Annotated in this window: 13 protein-coding genes; 2 read left to right on the plus strand and 11 right to left on the minus strand. The window is 58.7% G+C overall.

Features of this window, described 5'->3' with window-relative positions; genetic code table 11:
• Positions 1-130: 130 nt before the first annotated feature.
• The 7 genes from lpdA to sdhC form a co-directional block, all read right to left on the minus strand.
• Positions 131-1,567: a dihydrolipoyl dehydrogenase gene (gene lpdA / locus P3C29_RS19665; RefSeq protein WP_010166256.1), complete on the minus strand. Its 1,437-nt coding sequence runs from the start codon at positions 1,565-1,567 to the stop codon at positions 131-133.
• 95 nt (positions 1,568-1,662) lie between these two features.
• Positions 1,663-2,892, minus strand: a complete 1,230-nt coding sequence (gene odhB, locus P3C29_RS19670) for a 2-oxoglutarate dehydrogenase complex dihydrolipoyllysine-residue succinyltransferase (protein WP_010166254.1) — start codon at positions 2,890-2,892, stop codon at positions 1,663-1,665.
• A 44-nt stretch (positions 2,893-2,936) separates the two neighbouring features.
• Positions 2,937-5,768 (minus strand): 2-oxoglutarate dehydrogenase E1 component, encoded by a 2,832-nt coding sequence (locus tag P3C29_RS19675; protein ID WP_010166252.1) that lies wholly within the window; start codon positions 5,766-5,768, stop codon positions 2,937-2,939.
• 262 nt (positions 5,769-6,030) lie between these two features.
• Positions 6,031-6,735 carry a succinate dehydrogenase iron-sulfur subunit gene (locus P3C29_RS19680; RefSeq protein ID WP_010166250.1) on the minus strand — a complete coding sequence of 235 codons (705 nt, stop codon included), beginning with the start codon at positions 6,733-6,735 and terminating at the stop codon, positions 6,031-6,033.
• 11 nt (positions 6,736-6,746) lie between these two features.
• Entirely contained in the window at positions 6,747-8,522 is a 1,776-nt protein-coding gene (sdhA, locus tag P3C29_RS19685) for a succinate dehydrogenase flavoprotein subunit (RefSeq protein WP_010166248.1), read from the minus strand.
• Between the two features lie 3 nt (positions 8,523-8,525).
• Complete coding sequence (gene sdhD / locus P3C29_RS19690; RefSeq protein WP_003210573.1) at positions 8,526-8,894, minus strand: succinate dehydrogenase, hydrophobic membrane anchor protein; 369 nt, start codon at positions 8,892-8,894, stop codon at positions 8,526-8,528.
• The gene (sdhC, locus tag P3C29_RS19695; protein ID WP_008433998.1) at positions 8,888-9,262 is read right to left on the minus strand and encodes a succinate dehydrogenase, cytochrome b556 subunit; all 375 of its coding nucleotides are present in this window, start codon (positions 9,260-9,262) and stop codon (positions 8,888-8,890) included. Before sdhC ends, sdhD begins: the two co-directional genes overlap by 7 nt.
• A gap of 363 nt (positions 9,263-9,625) precedes the next feature.
• Between sdhC and gltA the strand changes: the two genes are divergently transcribed.
• Positions 9,626-10,915 carry a citrate synthase gene (gltA, locus tag P3C29_RS19700; protein ID WP_003210575.1) on the plus strand — a complete coding sequence of 430 codons (1,290 nt, stop codon included), beginning with the start codon at positions 9,626-9,628 and terminating at the stop codon, positions 10,913-10,915.
• A 160-nt stretch (positions 10,916-11,075) separates the two neighbouring features.
• Here gltA and P3C29_RS19705 read toward each other — a convergent pair whose 3' ends face one another.
• The 3 genes from P3C29_RS19705 to P3C29_RS19715 form a co-directional block, all read right to left on the minus strand.
• Positions 11,076-12,734 carry a cation acetate symporter gene (locus P3C29_RS19705; RefSeq protein WP_003210576.1) on the minus strand — a complete coding sequence of 553 codons (1,659 nt, stop codon included), beginning with the start codon at positions 12,732-12,734 and terminating at the stop codon, positions 11,076-11,078.
• Positions 12,731-13,042 (minus strand): DUF485 domain-containing protein, encoded by a 312-nt coding sequence (locus tag P3C29_RS19710; RefSeq protein WP_010166239.1) that lies wholly within the window; start codon positions 13,040-13,042, stop codon positions 12,731-12,733. Before P3C29_RS19710 ends, P3C29_RS19705 begins: the two co-directional genes overlap by 4 nt.
• A 216-nt stretch (positions 13,043-13,258) precedes the next feature.
• On the minus strand, positions 13,259-14,110 hold the full coding sequence (locus tag P3C29_RS19715; RefSeq protein ID WP_008433997.1) for a glycine betaine ABC transporter substrate-binding protein: 852 nt from the start codon (positions 14,108-14,110) through the stop codon (positions 13,259-13,261).
• Between the two features lie 330 nt (positions 14,111-14,440).
• Here P3C29_RS19715 and P3C29_RS19720 point away from each other — a divergent pair, with 330 nt between their 5' ends.
• Positions 14,441-15,994 (plus strand): glycosyl hydrolase family 17 protein, encoded by a 1,554-nt coding sequence (locus P3C29_RS19720; protein ID WP_275965253.1) that lies wholly within the window; start codon positions 14,441-14,443, stop codon positions 15,992-15,994.
• An 88-nt stretch (positions 15,995-16,082) separates the two neighbouring features.
• Here P3C29_RS19720 and P3C29_RS19725 read toward each other — a convergent pair whose 3' ends face one another.
• Complete coding sequence (locus P3C29_RS19725) at positions 16,083-16,451, minus strand: hypothetical protein (RefSeq protein WP_169385917.1); 369 nt, start codon at positions 16,449-16,451, stop codon at positions 16,083-16,085.
• Positions 16,452-16,543 lie beyond the last annotated feature (92 nt).

The raw sequence follows: 16,543 nt of genomic DNA on the forward strand, positions 1-16,543 counted from the left end.
CAGTCAAACCACCAAAGGCCTGAACCCTGGGTGGTGAAACTGCGCAAGACTGCGTCCAGCGGATATTCCGCGGTGAGTCTTGCGCACAAGGCTCACGACGGGCAACCGCCGTGGTTTCTTATTATCTCGCTTAGCGCTTCTTCTTGTTGGCGATGTGGATGGCATGGCCATTCACTGCCAACGCGGCTTCGTGCAGCGCTTCGGACAGGGTCGGATGGGAGAAAACCATCATGCCGATGTCTTCGGCGCTGGTGCCGAATTCCATACCGATTGCGCCTTGCTGAACCAGTTCTGCTGCGCCTGGGCCAATCACGTGGACGCCCAATACGCGGTCAGTCTTGGCATCAGCGATGACTTTGACAAAACCACCGGTGTCGTTGGCTGCCATGGCACGGCCAGAAGCGGCAAACGGGAAGGTGCCGACGTTAACTTCAACGCCTTCAGCTTTCAACTGCTGTTCGTTCTTGCCGACCCATGCAATTTCCGGGTGGGTGTAGATAACAGACGGGATCAGGTCATAGTTCATCTGGGTTTTGTGACCCTTGATGCGTTCGACAACCATGATGCCTTCTTCGGAAGCCTTGTGCGCCAGCATCATGCCGCGAACCACGTCGCCAATGGCGTAGACGCCCGGCACGGTGGTAGCGCAGTGATCGTCAACGTGGATGAAACCACGCTCGTCGATGTTCACGCCGCTGTCGGAAGCCAACAGATCAGTGGTCACTGGACGGCGCCCAACGGCTACGATCAGCTTGTCGAAAGTGATGGTCTGTTCGCCATCCTTGTCGGTGTAGGTCACGACTACTTCGTCGCCGTTAACCTTGGAACCGGTAACGCGAGCGCCCAGCTTGATGTCCAGACCTTGTTTGGTCAGGGTTTTCAGCGCTTCTTTGGACACTGCGGTGTCGGCAGCCAACAGGAACGTGTCCAGGGCTTCCAGCACGGTGACTTCGGAACCCAGACGGGACCAGACCGAACCCAGTTCCAGGCCGATCACGCCAGCGCCGATCACGCCCAGACGTTTTGGAACCGATTGGAATTCCAGGGCGCCGGTCGAATCAACGATTACGTTCTGGTCAACGGGAGCCGGTGGAATGTCGATTGGACGCGAACCTGGAGCCAGGATCACGTTCTCGGCTTCGATGACTTCTACCGAACCGTCAGGCTTGGTGATTTCAACTTTCTTGCCGGCCAGCAGTTTGCCGTGGCCTTGCAGGGAAGTAACGCCGTTGGCCTTGAACAGGGTAGCAACGCCGGAAGTCAGGCCTTTAACGATGTTGGCCTTGCGGCCGACCATTGCTGGCACGTCCATGGTCACGCCAGCGTGGTTGATGCCGTGGATGGCAAAACCGTCTTGCGCTTCGTGGAATTTCCAGGAGCTGTCCAGCAGCGCCTTGGAAGGAATGCAGCCAACGTTCAGGCAAGTACCGCCCAACGCCAGTTTGCCTTCCTTGTCGGTGTATTTTTCGATGCAAGCAGTCGAGAGGCCCAGTTGTGCGGCCTTGATGGCGGCAACGTAGCCGCCAGGGCCCGCACCAATCACTACAACGTCAAATTTCTGCGACATGAAAAAAAATCCTCTTTAGCTAAAAGCTTCAAGCCGTGAGCCGCACTCCGGCCTGCCTTGCGACAGGGTGGGTAGTGCGGCTCACCGCCGCTTTATCAGATATCCAGCAGCAGACGAGCCGGGTCTTCCAGCAGGTTCTTGATGGTCACCAGGAAAGTCACGGCTTCTTTACCATCGATCAGGCGGTGATCGTACGACAGCGCCAGGTACATCATCGGGCGGATAACCACTTGGCCGTTGATCGCCATAGGACGCTGCAGAATGTTGTGCATGCCCAGGATCGCAGCTTGTGGCGGGTTGACGATCGGGGTCGACATCATCGAACCGAAAGTACCACCGTTAGTGATGGTGAAGGTACCACCGGTCATCTCGTCGATGGTCAGTTTGCCGTCACGGGCTTTCTTGCCGAAGTTGGCGATGCCGCCTTCGATTTCAGCCAGGCTCATCAGTTCGGCGTTACGCAGAACCGGTACTACCAGGCCACGGTCGCTGGATACGGCAACGCCGACGTCAGCGTAGCCGTGGTAAACGATGTCGCCGCCGTCGATGGAAGCGTTGACTGCCGGGAAGCGTTTCAGCGCTTCGGTGGCCGCTTTCACGAAGAACGACATGAAGCCCAAACGTACGCCGTTGTGGCTCTTTTCGAAGAGATCCTTGTACTTCGAACGCAGGGCCATGACTTCGGTCATGTCGACTTCGTTGAAAGTGGTCAGCATCGCCATGTTCGACTGTGCTTCAACCAGGCGCTTGGCCACGGTGGCACGTACGCGGGTCATCGGTACGCGCTTCTCGGTGCGGTCGCCAGCGGCGAACACAGGCGCAGCGGCAGCCGGGGCAGCAGCCTTGGCAGGTGCGGCAGCCGGAGCGTTTTTCTTGGCTTCAACCGCGGCAACCACGTCTTCCTTGGTCACGCGGCCGTCTTTGCCGGTGCCTTTGATGGAAGCCAGGTTGATGCCGTTTTCGTCAGCCAGCTGACGCGCAGCCGGGGCAGCGATTGGATCTTCAGCGCCCGCAGCCGGTGCAGCAGCTGGAGCTGCGGCAGCAGCCGGTGCAGCAGCGGCAGGAGCAGGAGCAGCGGCAGCAGCACCGCCCTCTTCGATCGAGCCCAGTACCTGGTTCGACAGAACGGTAGCGCCTTCTTCGGCAACGATTGCGCCCAGCACACCGTCAGCTTCAGCCAACACTTCCAGAACGACTTTGTCGGTCTCGATGTCGACGATCAGGTCGTCACGCTTGACGGCCTCGCCTGGTTTCTTGTGCCAGGTGGCAACGGTGCCATCGGCAACCGATTCCGGGAATGACGGGGCTTTGATTTCGATAGCCATTATCTGTGGGTCCTTAAAATTCGGTTTCAGTCAGCGCGAAGGCGTTAAACAGTGAAAGCATCTTGCAGCAGTTTTTCCTGCTGCTCGGCGTGCATCGATGCATAACCACAAGCAGGTGCAGCAGAAGCATCACGACCGGCATACTCCAGGCCCAGTGCCTGTTTGTGGTTGCCGATGCTGCGACGCAGGTGATGCTGGCTGCTGTACCAAGCGCCCTGGTTCATCGGTTCTTCCTGACACCACACCACGTTGGTGAGGTTGGTGTAAGGCGCGATGGCCTCCATCAGGTCGTCTTCCGGGAACGGGTAAAGCTGCTCGATCCGCACGATGGCGATGTCTTCGCGGCCTTCGGCACGGCGTTTTTCCAGCAAGTCGTAATAGACCTTGCCGCTGCACAGGATCAGGCGAGTGACCTTGGCGGCGTCGAGGGTGTCGATTTCTGGAATAACGGTCTGGAACGAACCATCAGCCAGATCTTCCAGGGTCGAGATGGCCAATTTATGACGCAACAGCGATTTCGGCGTCAGCACTACCAGCGGCTTGCGCAGCGGGCGGATCACCTGGCGACGCAGCAAGTGGTAGATCTGGGCCGGGGTAGTCGGCACGCACACCTGGATGTTGTGCTCGGCGCACAATTGCAGGTAACGCTCCAGACGGGCCGAGGAGTGCTCCGGACCCTGACCTTCATAACCGTGTGGCAGCAGCATGGTCAGACCGCACAGACGGCCCCACTTGTGCTCGCCGCTGGTGATGAACTGGTCGATAACCACCTGGGCACCGTTGGCAAAGTCGCCGAACTGGGCTTCCCAGATCACCAATGCCTGAGGCGTGGTGGTCGAGTAGCCGTATTCGAACGCCAGTACGGCCTCTTCGGACAGGAACGAATCGTACAGGTCGAAACGTGGCTGGCCTTCGTACAGGTTCTGCAACGGGATGTAGGTGCCCGCGTCTTTCTGGTTGTGCAGCACAGCGTGACGGTGCGAGAACGTACCACGGCCGATGTCCTGGCCGGTCATGCGGATCGGGTGACCTTCGAACGCCAGGGTCGCGTACGCCATGGTTTCGGCGTAACCCCAGTTGATCGGCAGGCCGCCGGCTTGCATCTTCTGACGGTCTTCGTAGATCTTCGCAACCTGGCGCTGTACGACGAAGCCGTCTGGAATTTCCAGCAGCTTGGCAGACAGTTCCTGCAGGGTTTTCAGATCGAACGAGGTGTCGTGACGCGCCGTCCAGGCGTGGCCCAGGTACGGACGCCAGTCAACGAACAACTCTTTGTTCGGCTCTTTGACCAGGCTTTTTACCACGTGCAGACCATTGTCCAGCGCGTTGCGGTATTCATCGATCTTCGCCTGAACACGTGCATCGTCCACTACGCCGGCCTTGATCAGGCTGTCGGCGTACAGCTCACGGGTGGTGCGCTGCTTGGTGATTTGCTGGTACATCAACGGTTGGGTGCCGCTAGGCTCATCCGCTTCGTTGTGACCGCGACGGCGGTAGCAGACCAGGTCGATGACCACGTCACGCTTGAACTGCATGCGGTAATCAATGGCCAGTTGGGTCACGAACAACACGGCTTCCGGATCATCGCCATTCACATGGAGGATCGGCGCCTGGATCATCTTGGCCACGTCGGTCGCGTACTCGGTAGAGCGTGCGTCCAGCGGGTTGCTGATGGTGAAGCCCACCTGGTTGTTGATGACGATGTGAACGGTACCGCCAGTCTTGAAGCCGCGGGTCTGCGACATCTGGAACGTTTCCAGGACCACGCCTTGACCTGCGAATGCCGCGTCACCGTGGATGGAAATCGGCAGGACCTTCTCACCGGTGGAGTCGTTACGACGATCCTGGCGAGCACGTACAGACCCCTCGACCACTGGAGAAACGATTTCCAGGTGGGATGGGTTGAACGCCATGGCCAGGTGAACTTCACCGCCGGTGGTCATTACGTTGGACGAGAAGCCCTGGTGGTATTTAACGTCACCGGAACCCAGCTCAACCTTTTTCTTGCCTTCGAACTCGTCGAACAGCTCGCGCGGGTTCTTGCCGAAGGTGTTGACCAGCACGTTCAAACGGCCACGGTGGGCCATGCCGATCACGATTTCCTTGGTGCCGTAGGAGCCGGAACGCTGGATCAGCTCGTCGAGCATCGGAATCAGGCTTTCGCCGCCTTCCAGGCCGAAACGCTTGGTGCCCGGGTATTTGGTACCCAGGTATTTTTCCAGGCCTTCCGCTGCGGTGACGCGCTCGAGCAAGTGGCTCTTGACGTCCGCGGACAGCACTGGACGGCCACGCACGCCTTCAAGACGGTGCTGGAACCAGTGGCGCTGCTCGGAATCAGTGATGTGCGTAAATTCGGCACCGATGGTGCGGCAATATGTCTGCTGCAACGCTTCGTGAATTTCGCGTAGGCTCGCTTCCTCTTTGCCGATGAACAGGTCGCCGGCACGGAAGGTCGTATCAAGATCGGCATTGGTCAAGCCGTAATGATTGATCGACAGGTCTGCAGGTGCAGGACGCTGCCACAGCCCCAGCGGGTCAAGCTGGGCTGCCTGGTGGCCACGCATACGGTAGGCCTGGATCAGTCGCAGTACTTCAACTTGCTTCTTCTCGTGCTCACTGCTCACGCTTCCGGCGGAAACCGGCTGGGCGCGGCGCTGGTTCTTTGCCAGCAGCACGAACTGATCGCGAATTGTTGCATGCGATACATCGGTGGCAGCGTTGCCGTCTGAAGACAACGTCTGAAATTTGGTGCGCCATTCTTCTGGCACAGCGTTAGGGTCGTGCAGGTAGAGCTCATAAAGCTCTTCCACATAGGCAGCGTTACCACCTGAAAGATAGCCGCTGTTCCACATGCGCTGCATCACGCTTTCTTGCATGCTTGGTCACCCTCGATTTGGGGACACCACCGGCGAAAACACCGAGTTTGCTTGCAAAAGGCCAAGTGCAGCGACCAAAACAAGCCACTTAGGATCACGCTGATAGTTCGGGTACCAACCCGAATGCCCCTGCTTGTCTCATTTCTTCAAAATAAGAGCCGCGGCTTTGTAAGTCGCTGCTCAAGTTAAAACTACGGCGCCGGTTGAAGCCTGCGCCGTAGCATCTACGGGCACAACGGTCCTGCTTTTACTACAACGTCGGTTACACGCCGCTTTGCAGCAGCATGCTACGTACGTGACCAATGGCCTTAGTCGGGTTCAGGCCTTTGGGACATACGTTGACGCAGTTCATGATCCCGCGGCAGCGGAATACGCTGAACGGGTCATCCAGCGAAGCCAGACGCTCGGCAGTCTTGGTGTCACGGCTGTCTGCCAGGAAGCGGTACGCTTGCAGCAGGGCAGCCGGGCCCAGGAACTTGTCCGGGTTCCACCAGAAGGACGGGCAGGAAGTCGAGCAGCAAGCGCACAGGATGCACTCGTACAGACCGTCCAGCTTCTCGCGCTCTTCCGGGGTCTGCAGACGTTCGATGGCCGGAGCCGGCGTGTCGTTCTGCAGGAATGGCTTAACCTTTTCGTATTGCTTGTAGAAGATGCTCATATCGACGACCAGGTCACGGATAACCGGCAAACCTGGCAGTGGACGAACGATCAGCTTGTTGCCTTTAACCACGGCAGACAGCGGCGTGATGCACGCCAGGCCGTTTTTGCCGTTGATGTTCATGCCGTCGGAACCGCAGACACCTTCACGGCAAGAGCGACGATAGGAGAAACCTTCGTCCTGCTCTTTAACCAGGGCCAGTACGTCCAGCACCATCAGGTCTTTACCACCGGTATCGACCTGGAATTCCTGCATGAACGGCGCGGCGTCCTGATCAGGGTTGTAGCGATAAACACTGACTTTCAACATGGCAGCCACCCTTAGTAAGTCCGAATCTTCGGTTCAAACGTCGGAACCGTCTTCGGCGAGAAGTTCACGGCACGCTTGGTTACGCGCTTGTCACCCGGGAAGTACAGGGTGTGGCACAACCAGTTTTCGTCGTCGCGGTCTTCATAGTCTTCACGAGCGTGAGCACCACGGGATTCTTTACGAACCTCGGCAGCAATCGCGGTCGCTTCAGCCACTTCCAGCAGGTTTTGCAGCTCAAGGGCTTCGATGCGAGCGGTGTTGAACGCCTGGCTCTTGTCGTTGATCTTGACGTTGGCGATGCGCTTGCGCAGGTCGGCCAGCTGGGCAATACCCTTCTGCATGTATTCGCCGGTACGGAACACACCGAAGTAGTTCTGCATGCAGCTTTGCAGCTCTTTACGCAGGGAAGCGACGTCTTCGCCTTCGGTACGCGAGTTCAGGCCATCCAGACGTGCCAGGGCAGCGTCGATGTCGGACTGGCGTGGACGAGCGTAATCAACGCCTTCCTTCAGGGTCTGCTCCAGGAACAGGCCGGCAGCGCGACCGAATACCACCAGGTCGAGCAGCGAGTTACCGCCCAGGCGGTTGGCACCGTGAACCGATACGCAGGCCACTTCACCGACCGCGAACAGACCAGGGATGATCTGGTCAACGCCGTCGGCGTCCTGGGTGATCGCCTGGCCATGAATGTTGGTGGCAACGCCGCCCATCATATAGTGGCAAGTTGGAACAACCGGGATCGGCGCAACAGCCGGGTCAACGTGAGCAAAGGTCTTGGACAGCTCCATGATGCCTGGCAGACGGCTATGCAGAACTTCTTCACCGAGGTGATCGAGCTTCAGCATTACGTGGTCGCCATCAGGGCCACAGCCGTTACCGGCGATGATCTCTTTAACCATGGAACGGGCTACAACGTCACGACCGGCAAGGTCTTTGGCGTTCGGAGCATAACGCTCCATGAAACGCTCGCCGTTCTTGTTGATCAGGTAACCACCTTCACCACGGCAACCTTCTGTAACCAGTACACCGGCGCCGGCGATGCCGGTCGGGTGGAACTGCCACATTTCGATGTCCTGTACCGGGACGCCTGCACGCAGGGCCATGCCGATACCGTCACCGGTGTTGATCAGGGCGTTGGTAGTAGAAGAGTAGATACGGCCTGCACCGCCGGTCGCCAATACGGTGGCGTTAGCCCGCACGTAAGAGGTTTCGCCGGTTTCGATACAGATAACGATCATGCCTACAAAGGCACCGTCTTCGTTCTTCACCAGGTCGACGCCGTAGTATTCGTTGAGGAATACGGTGCCGGCCTTCAGGTTGGCCTGGTACAGGGTGTGCAACAGCGCGTGACCGGTACGGTCGGCTGCGGCGCAGGTACGGGCGGCCTGGCCACCTTTACCGAAGTCTTTCGACTGACCGCCGAACGGACGCTGGTAGATGCGGCCCTGTTCGGTACGGGAGAACGGCAGACCCATGTGTTCCAGCTCGAAGACCGCTTCCGGGCCGACGGAGCACATGTATTCGATAGCGTCCTGGTCACCGATATAGTCGGAACCCTTGACGGTATCGTACATGTGCCAGCGCCAGTCATCGTTTGGATCGGCAGAGGCGATGGCGCACGTGATGCCACCCTGGGCCGAAACGGTGTGGGAGCGGGTCGGGAACACCTTGGTGATTACGGCAGTCTTGTGACCGCCCTGGGCCAGCTGCAGCGCAGCGCGCATGCCGGCACCGCCGCCGCCAATGATAATGGCGTCGAATGAAAGCGTATTAACTGTGTTAGCCATGAATCAGATACCCCAAAGAATCTGCACACCCCAGACGAAGTAAGCGAACATCGCGACGCCGCATACTGCCTGGAAGAGAAACCGTACTGCTGTCGCGGACTTGCCCAGCGCCATTGGCGTCAGGTAGTCGGTCGCGATGGTCCACATGCCAACCCAGGCGTGAGCGCCCAGGGCTACAAGGGCCAGCAGACTGAAGATGCGCATCCCGTTGTGAGCGAACAGGCCGTGCCATTGGGCGTAGCCAATGCCAGGGTTCGCCGCGAGGTACCCGATCAGGAAAATGAAATAAGCCGCGAGAACAACCGCAGACACACGTTGCGCCATCCAGTCATAGAGGCCCGAACGCGACAGGTTCGTAACGCTGGTTACCATATCCAAACTCCCGCCAGAACGATCAGCACCACGGAAATGGCGATGACGATTTTCGAGCCCAGCTTGCCGCCTTCCAGCGTCTCACCGATACCCATGTCCATGATCAAGTGGCGAATACCGGCCACAAGGTGATAAAGCAGAGCGGACAGGAGGCCCCAGGCGACGAATTTGGCCAGCGGACTGGTCAAGCATGCCTTCACCTCGGCGTACCCTTCTTCCGAACCCAGGGATTTGCTCAATGCATAAAGCATGATGCCCAGGCCAAGAAACAGGATGATGCCGGATACACGGTGCAGGAACGACGTTACGCCGGTGATGGGGAGTTTGATGGTCCTTAGGTCTAGGTTTACAGGTCGTTGGCTATTCACGGCTTTTTTTCACACTGAAGAGCCCCTAACAATCAGGGCAAAGTTGTTGGGGAGTGCACTGGTCAGGTAACCACCACCCAGGGAGTGCGACCCCCATCAAAACGGGCCCAAAAGCCCCTGGCGGTCGGAGGCCGAGTATAGACAGTTAGGCAACTAATGACAACGCGCACTCCTCACCCTAATAGCGCATTGCGCTGGCGGCATAAAAGGCGTAAATGGCAGGTAATTTCGAGGAAAAAGTACGGTTAAAGCCTTCTGGCGCAAGACTTTAGGCAAATTGACATCTGGATTTATATCAATATAGTGGTGCGGGCCCTGCGTGGGGGGTCTGTCTGATGATTTGAAGCATAAATAGGAGGCCACATGGCTGACAAAAAAGCGCAGTTGATCATCGAGGGCGCAGCCCCCGTCGAGCTGCCCATTTTAACCGGCACCGTTGGTCCCGATGTTATCGACGTACGGGGCCTGACGGCCACGGGCCGTTTTACATTCGACCCAGGCTTCATGTCGACCGCCTCATGCGAGTCGAAGATCACCTATATCGACGGTGATAACGGTATCTTGCTGCACCGCGGCTACCCGATCGAACAGCTTGCTGAACAGTCGGACTACCTGGAAACCTGCTACCTGCTGCTTAATGGCGAACTGCCAACAGCTGAGCAAAAGGCCCAGTTTGTCAGCACCGTGAAGAACCACACCATGGTTCACGAGCAGTTGAAGACCTTCTTCAACGGCTTCCGTCGCGACGCCCACCCGATGGCCGTCATGTGCGGTGTAGTCGGCGCCCTGTCGGCCTTCTATCACGACTCCCTGGACATCAATAACCCGCAGCATCGCGAAATTTCCGCGATCCGCCTGGTTGCCAAGATGCCGACCCTGGCCGCAATGGTTTACAAGTACTCCATGGGTCAACCCATGATGTACCCGCGCAACGACCTGACGTACGCGGAAAACTTCCTGCACATGATGTTCAACACCCCGTGCGAGATCAAACCGATCAGCCCGGTGCTGGCCGCCGCGATGGACAAGATCTTCATCCTCCACGCCGACCACGAACAGAACGCCTCGACGTCCACCGTGCGCCTGGCAGGTTCCTCGGGTGCCAACCCGTTCGCCTGTATCGCCGCCGGTATCGCCGCACTGTGGGGCCCTGCCCACGGCGGTGCGAACGAAGCCGTATTGACCATGCTTGATGAAATCGGCGATGTCTCGAACATCGACAAGTTCATCGCCAAGGCCAAGGACAAGAACGATCCGTTCAAGCTGATGGGCTTCGGTCACCGGGTCTACAAGAACCGCGACCCGCGTGCCACCGTGATGAAGAAGACCTGCGACGAAGTACTGAAGGAACTGGGGATCAAGAACGATCCGCAACTCGAACTGGCCATGCGCCTGGAAGAGATCGCCCTGACCGACCCGTACTTCATCGAACGCTCGCTGTACCCGAACGTCGACTTCTACTCGGGGATCATCCTCAAGGCGATCGGCATTCCAACCAGCATGTTCACCGTGATCTTCGCCCTGGCGCGCACCGTAGGCTGGATCTCCCACTGGAAAGAAATGCTCTCCAGCCCGTACAAGATTGGCCGCCCGCGCCAGCTGTACACCGGCTACGAGTCGCGTGACATCACCAAGCTGGAAGACCGCAAGTAAGCTAACCGCTACTTGGCAACACCGAAAACGGCCTCCTTTGATAGGGAGGCCGTTTTTATTTGTGCCGGATTTGAGAAACAGTTTTGTCGTATCCGTTACCAATAAAGGCAAAAAAAAGCCCCGATCTCACGACCGGGGCTTTTTTTGTAACGGTTACAGCTTAATGGCTAACCGCCCCACTCGCCCCCAGGCCCGTCTGCGAACGGACAAACTGCGGGAAGTACAGCGCACGTTCCTTCTCTGCCGCCGCCGACTTGTCGGTGATGGAGAAGAACCAGATACCGATGAACGCAATGATCATCGAGAACAGCGCCGGGTACTCGTAAGGGAAGATCGCCTTCTCATGGTGCAGGATCGAGACCCAGATGGTTGGGCCGAGGATCATCAGGCCAACGGCACTGATCAAGCCCAGCCAGCCACCAATCATTGCACCGCGGGTGGTGAGGTTTTTCCAGTACATGGAAAGCAGCAGCACCGGGAAGTTACAGCTGGCGGCAATGGAGAACGCCAGGCCCACCATGAACGCGATGTTCTGGCTTTCAAACAGGATACCCAGACCAATGGCCAGCACTGCCAGGGCGATGGTGGTGATCTTCGATACACGAATCTCATCCTTCTCGTTGGCCTTGCCTTTCTTGATCACGCTGGCGTACAGGTCATGGGACACCGCCGAAGCACCCGCCAGGGTCAAACCGGCAACCACTGCCAGGATGGTGGCAAACGCCACGGCCGAGATGAAGCCCAGGAAGATACTGCCGCCCACCGCGTTGGCCAGGTGCACCGCCGCCATGTTGTTACCGCCGAGCAAGGCACCTGCAGCATCCTTGAACGCCGGGTTGGTGCTGACCAGCAGGATCGCGCCAAAGCCGATGATGAAGGTCAGGATATAGAAGTAGCCGATGAAGCCAGTGGCATACAGCACGCTCTTGCGAGCTTCCTTCGCGTCACTCACGGTGAAGAAGCGCATCAGGATGTGTGGCAGGCCGGCGGTACCGAACATCAGTGCCAGGCCAAGGGAGAACGCCGAAATCGGGTCTTTCACCAGGCCGCCCGGGCTCATGATCGCTTCACCTTTAGGGTGAACCTTGATCGCCTCGGCAAACAGCATGTTGAAGTCGAAGTTGACGTGTTTCATCACCATCAGCGCCATGAACGAGGCACCGGACAACAGCAGCACTGCCTTGATGATCTGCACCCAGGTGGTCGCCAGCATGCCGCCGAACAACACATAGAGGCACATGAGGATGCCCACCAGGATCACCGCTACATGGTAATCAAGGCCGAACAGCAGCTGGATCAGCTTGCCCGCGCCAACCATCTGCGCGATCAGGTAGAACGCTACCACCACCAGGGAGCCACAGGCCGACAGGCTGCGGATCTGGGTTTGCCCGAGGCGGTAGGACGCCACGTCGGCAAACGTGTATTTACCCAGGTTACGCAAGCGCTCGGCGATCAGGAACAGAATGATCGGCCAGCCCACCAGGAAGCCGATCGAGTAGATCAGGCCGTCGTAGCCGGAGGTGAACACCAGCGCGGAAATCCCCAGGAAGGACGCTGCCGACATATAGTCACCGGCAATCGCCAAACCGTTCTGGAACCCGGTGATCTTGCCGCCGGCCGCATAGTAGTCGGCCGCCGACTTGTTGCGCTTGGACGCCCAGTAGGTGATGCACAAGGTCGCGCCGACGAAGGCCACGAACATCAGGATCGCTGCGATATTCAGCGGTTGTTTATGCACTTCGCCGGTCAACGCATCTGCCGCCCAAACGGCAGGTGCAAAGGCCGAGGCGCCGAGTACAGCCAATAGACGACGGATCATTGCGCAGCCTCCTTGAGAATCGCATTGTTCAGGTCGTCGAATTCGCCGTTGGCGCGTCGTACATAGATGCCGGTGAGGATGAAGGCCGACACAATCAGCCCGACCCCGATCGGGATCCCCCACGTGATGGACGAACCGGGGCTGATCTTGGCCCCCAGTATTTGCGGCCCATAGGCAATCAGAAGAATGAAAGCGGAGTACAGCCCAAGCATGATTGCCGAGAGAATCCAGGCGAATCTTTCCCTTTTTCTTACCAGCTCCTTGAAGCGCGGGCTGTTTTGAATCGAGAGGTAAATGCTGTCGTTCATTGTTTTTATCCTCGCAGCACAGCTTTTTATTATTGGAACATATCCACTGTATGCGGCTGAGGAACAGGTTCCAGACGACCTTAGTAGTAGAAGGAGATGGGCGATCACGCCAGCTTTGCACTGATTAAAGTGACAGCCTTTGGCCCAGAAACGACAAAGCCCGCCTGACGAAAACGCCAGGCGGGCTTGCAAGGTACGACCTAGAGGCTTCGAGACTTATTTAGCGGTCCATTCGGCAACACGCTCAGGGTGCTTGGCCACCCAATCCTTGGCCGCGGCTTCAGGCTTGGCGCCCTCTTGAATGGCCAACATGACTTCGCCGATTTCATCCTTGGAGGCCCACTGGAATTTCTTCAGGAACGCCACGACTTCCGGGGCTTTCTTTTCCAGGCCTTTGCTGCCGATGCTGTTGACGGTTTCAGCAGCACCATAAATTCCTTTTGGGTCGTCCAGGAAACGCAGTTTCCACTTGGCGAACATCCAGTGTGGCACCCAACCGGTGACCGCAATGGATTCCTGTTTGTCTTCGGCGCGGGTCAGCTCGGCGATCATCGCCGCGCCCGAACTGGCTTGCAGCTTGTAGTCCAGGCCGTAGGCCTTGATCGCTTCGTCGGTCTTGAGCATTACGCCTGAACCGGCGTCGATGCCGACGATTTTGTTCTTGAAGGTGGTGTCGGTCTTGAGGTCTTCGATGGATTTGGCTTTCACGTACTCAGGCACGATCAGGCCAATCTTGGCGTCCTTGAAGTTGGGGCCGTAGTCGACCACCTTGTCCTTGTTCTTGGCCCAGTATTCACCGTGGGTCACGGGAAGCCAGGCGGAGAGCATGGCGTCGAGTTTGCCGGTGGCCACGCCTTGCCACATGATCCCGGTGGCGACCGCTTGCAGTTTCACGTCATAACCGAGCTTCTGCTTGATCACTTCTGCCGCCACGTGGGTGGTGGCGACACTGTCCGACCAGCCATCCACATAGCCGATGCTCAGGGTTTTGCTGTCGGCGCTGGCCAGTGTGGAGCTCATCGCAACTACCAGAGTGGCAGCTGCGCCCAAGAGTCGTCGCATCTTCATAGTGCTTCCCCGAAAGTGCTGCGCCCGGCGGATGCCGAGCGACGTCAACCTGTTGTTATGTGGTGCACCGCGCCCCCTTCACGCGCATCGATCACGTGGGTGCCTCATCAGTGGAGGGCTGACACTTCGATCATCAACCTGCTGCCACAACCGACCTGCTCTGACTGCGACCTCAGGTAAGCAAGAAACGACATCACATCGCCAGCAGGACGATTTGTAGGACATTCACCGACGATCCCGCCCGAACTTTGCATGTCAAAATTATGCTGCCCCACTGGGACGGCACAAATCCGGGTAAGATGCGCGCCTTTGCCCCCAGACGGCCTGATCATGCCCGCGACTGCACGCTTCCCGCTCCTGCCCTATTTATTTGCCCTGATCCTCGGTGTGCTGGCCCTCGGCGGCTACTGGTATGGCCTTGGCCAACCGGTGGTGCTGCCGGACGTGGCGAGTGCCAGCCACAAGCTGCAATGTGCGTCCTACACGCCCTTCGACAAAGACCAATCCCCATTCGACCAGCCGTTCACACTGCGCCCCGAGCGCATGGACGCCGACCTGGCGTTGCTGGCCACCCGCTTTGAGTGCATCCGCACCTACTCCCAGACCGGCCTTGAAGCCTTGCCGGAACTGGCGCGCAAACATGGCCTGAAGCTGATGAGCGGCGCGTGGGTCAGCAGTGATCCGGTGGCCACCGCCAAGGAAGTCGAGGCACTGATCGCCTCGGCCAACGCCAACCCCGACGTCATCACGTCAGTGATCGTGGGTAACGAAACCCTGCTGCGCAAGGAAGTCACCGCCAAGCAGTTGGTGACGCTGATCCATCACGTCAAAAGCCATATCAAGCAGCCGGTCACCTATGCCGATGTGTGGGAGTTCTGGCTGCAACACCCGGAAATCGCCCCGGCGGTGGATTTCCTGACCATCCACCTGTTGCCTTACTGGGAAGATGACCCGTCGGGCATCGACCAGGCGCTCAAGCATGTGGGCGATGTGCGCCAGACCTTCGGCAACAAGTTCGCGCCCAAGGACGTGATGATCGGCGAGACCGGCTGGCCGAGCGAAGGCCGGCAGCGGGAAACCGCGGTGCCGAGCCGGGTCAACGAAGCGAAATTCATGCGCGGGTTCGTGGCCATGGCTGAAGCCAACGGCTGGCATTACAACCTGATCGAAGCCTTTGACCAGCCGTGGAAACGCGCCAGCGAAGGTGCCGTAGGCGGTTACTGGGGTTTGTTTGATGCCGACCGCCAGGACAAGGGCGTGCTGGCCGGTCCGGTGACCAACGTGCCGTACTGGCCGCTGTGGCTGGGGGTTGGCGGGATTATCCTGCTGGGCACGCTGCTGCTGGGCGGTCGCGTGCGCACCACCCGTGCAGCCTTGTTGTTGCCGTTGCTGGGCTCGGTGGCGGCCTGCTCGATTGGTACCTGGGCCGAATTGAACCGGGTAACGGCGCGCTTCACGGATGAGTGGGTGTGGGCGGGATTGCTGGTGGCCTTGAACCTTGCCGTTCTGGCCCACGCGGCCCTGGCCTTGAGTGCACGTGAAGGTTGGCGCGAGCGCGCGTTCAACTGGATCGAGCAGCGCGCCAGCTGGCTGGTGGCAATCGCCGGGTTTGCCGGGGCTGTCATGATGCTGGCCCTGGTGTTCGACCCGCGTTATCGCAGCTTCCCGAGCGCCGCGCTGGTGCTGCCGGCGCTGGTGTACCTGGTGCGCCCGGTGAGCGGGCTGCGTCGGGAGATCGCGTTGCTGGCGTTCATCATCGGTGCCGGCATTGCGCCGCAGCTGTACCGCGAAGGATTGATGAACCAGCAGGCGTGGGGTTGGGCGGTGGTGAGCCTGCTCATGGTTGCAGCCTTGTGGCGTTGCTTGCGGGTGCGCAAGGCTTAAGACCGCTTTCGCGAGCAAGCCCGCTCCCACATTTGGATCTGTGAACACGGTCAAATGTGGGAGCTGGCTTGCCTGCGATGAGTCCCCCTCAGGCTGCCCGAGGCGCCCTGACCAACCGCAACCCCGCAATCACCACCGCAAACACCGCAAACGTCGTGTTGTACAACGCCAACGCCGGAAACCCGAACACCAGCGCCAACACCGCCAACCCCCACCCTGCCCGGCCCGGCACAAAAAACGCCAGCACTGCAGTGACCAACGCCGCCCAGCCCATCACCTTGAAGTGAATCATCAACCCCAGGCTGGAACGCACCTGGCATTCCCAGCGGCTGGCTTCGTCAGCACAAATGCCCACCCAACGGCCATCCTCCATGAATCCGTAACGCGCGCCATAACTGGCGGCCAGCCAAAGTGGCAGGGCAATAAGCAGCAGGATCAGCGGAAAACGGCGGGACATGGGGCACTCCGATAGGCGAAAACGGCGCCCAGCTTAATCCCCCGGCAGCCGTTGGCAAGGCTTGTAAACAGATAAGTGTTCGTCAATGCGTG

It is taken from the genome of Pseudomonas sp. 1912-s (assembly GCF_029269205.1).
Lineage (GTDB): Bacteria > Pseudomonadota > Gammaproteobacteria > Pseudomonadales > Pseudomonadaceae > Aquipseudomonas.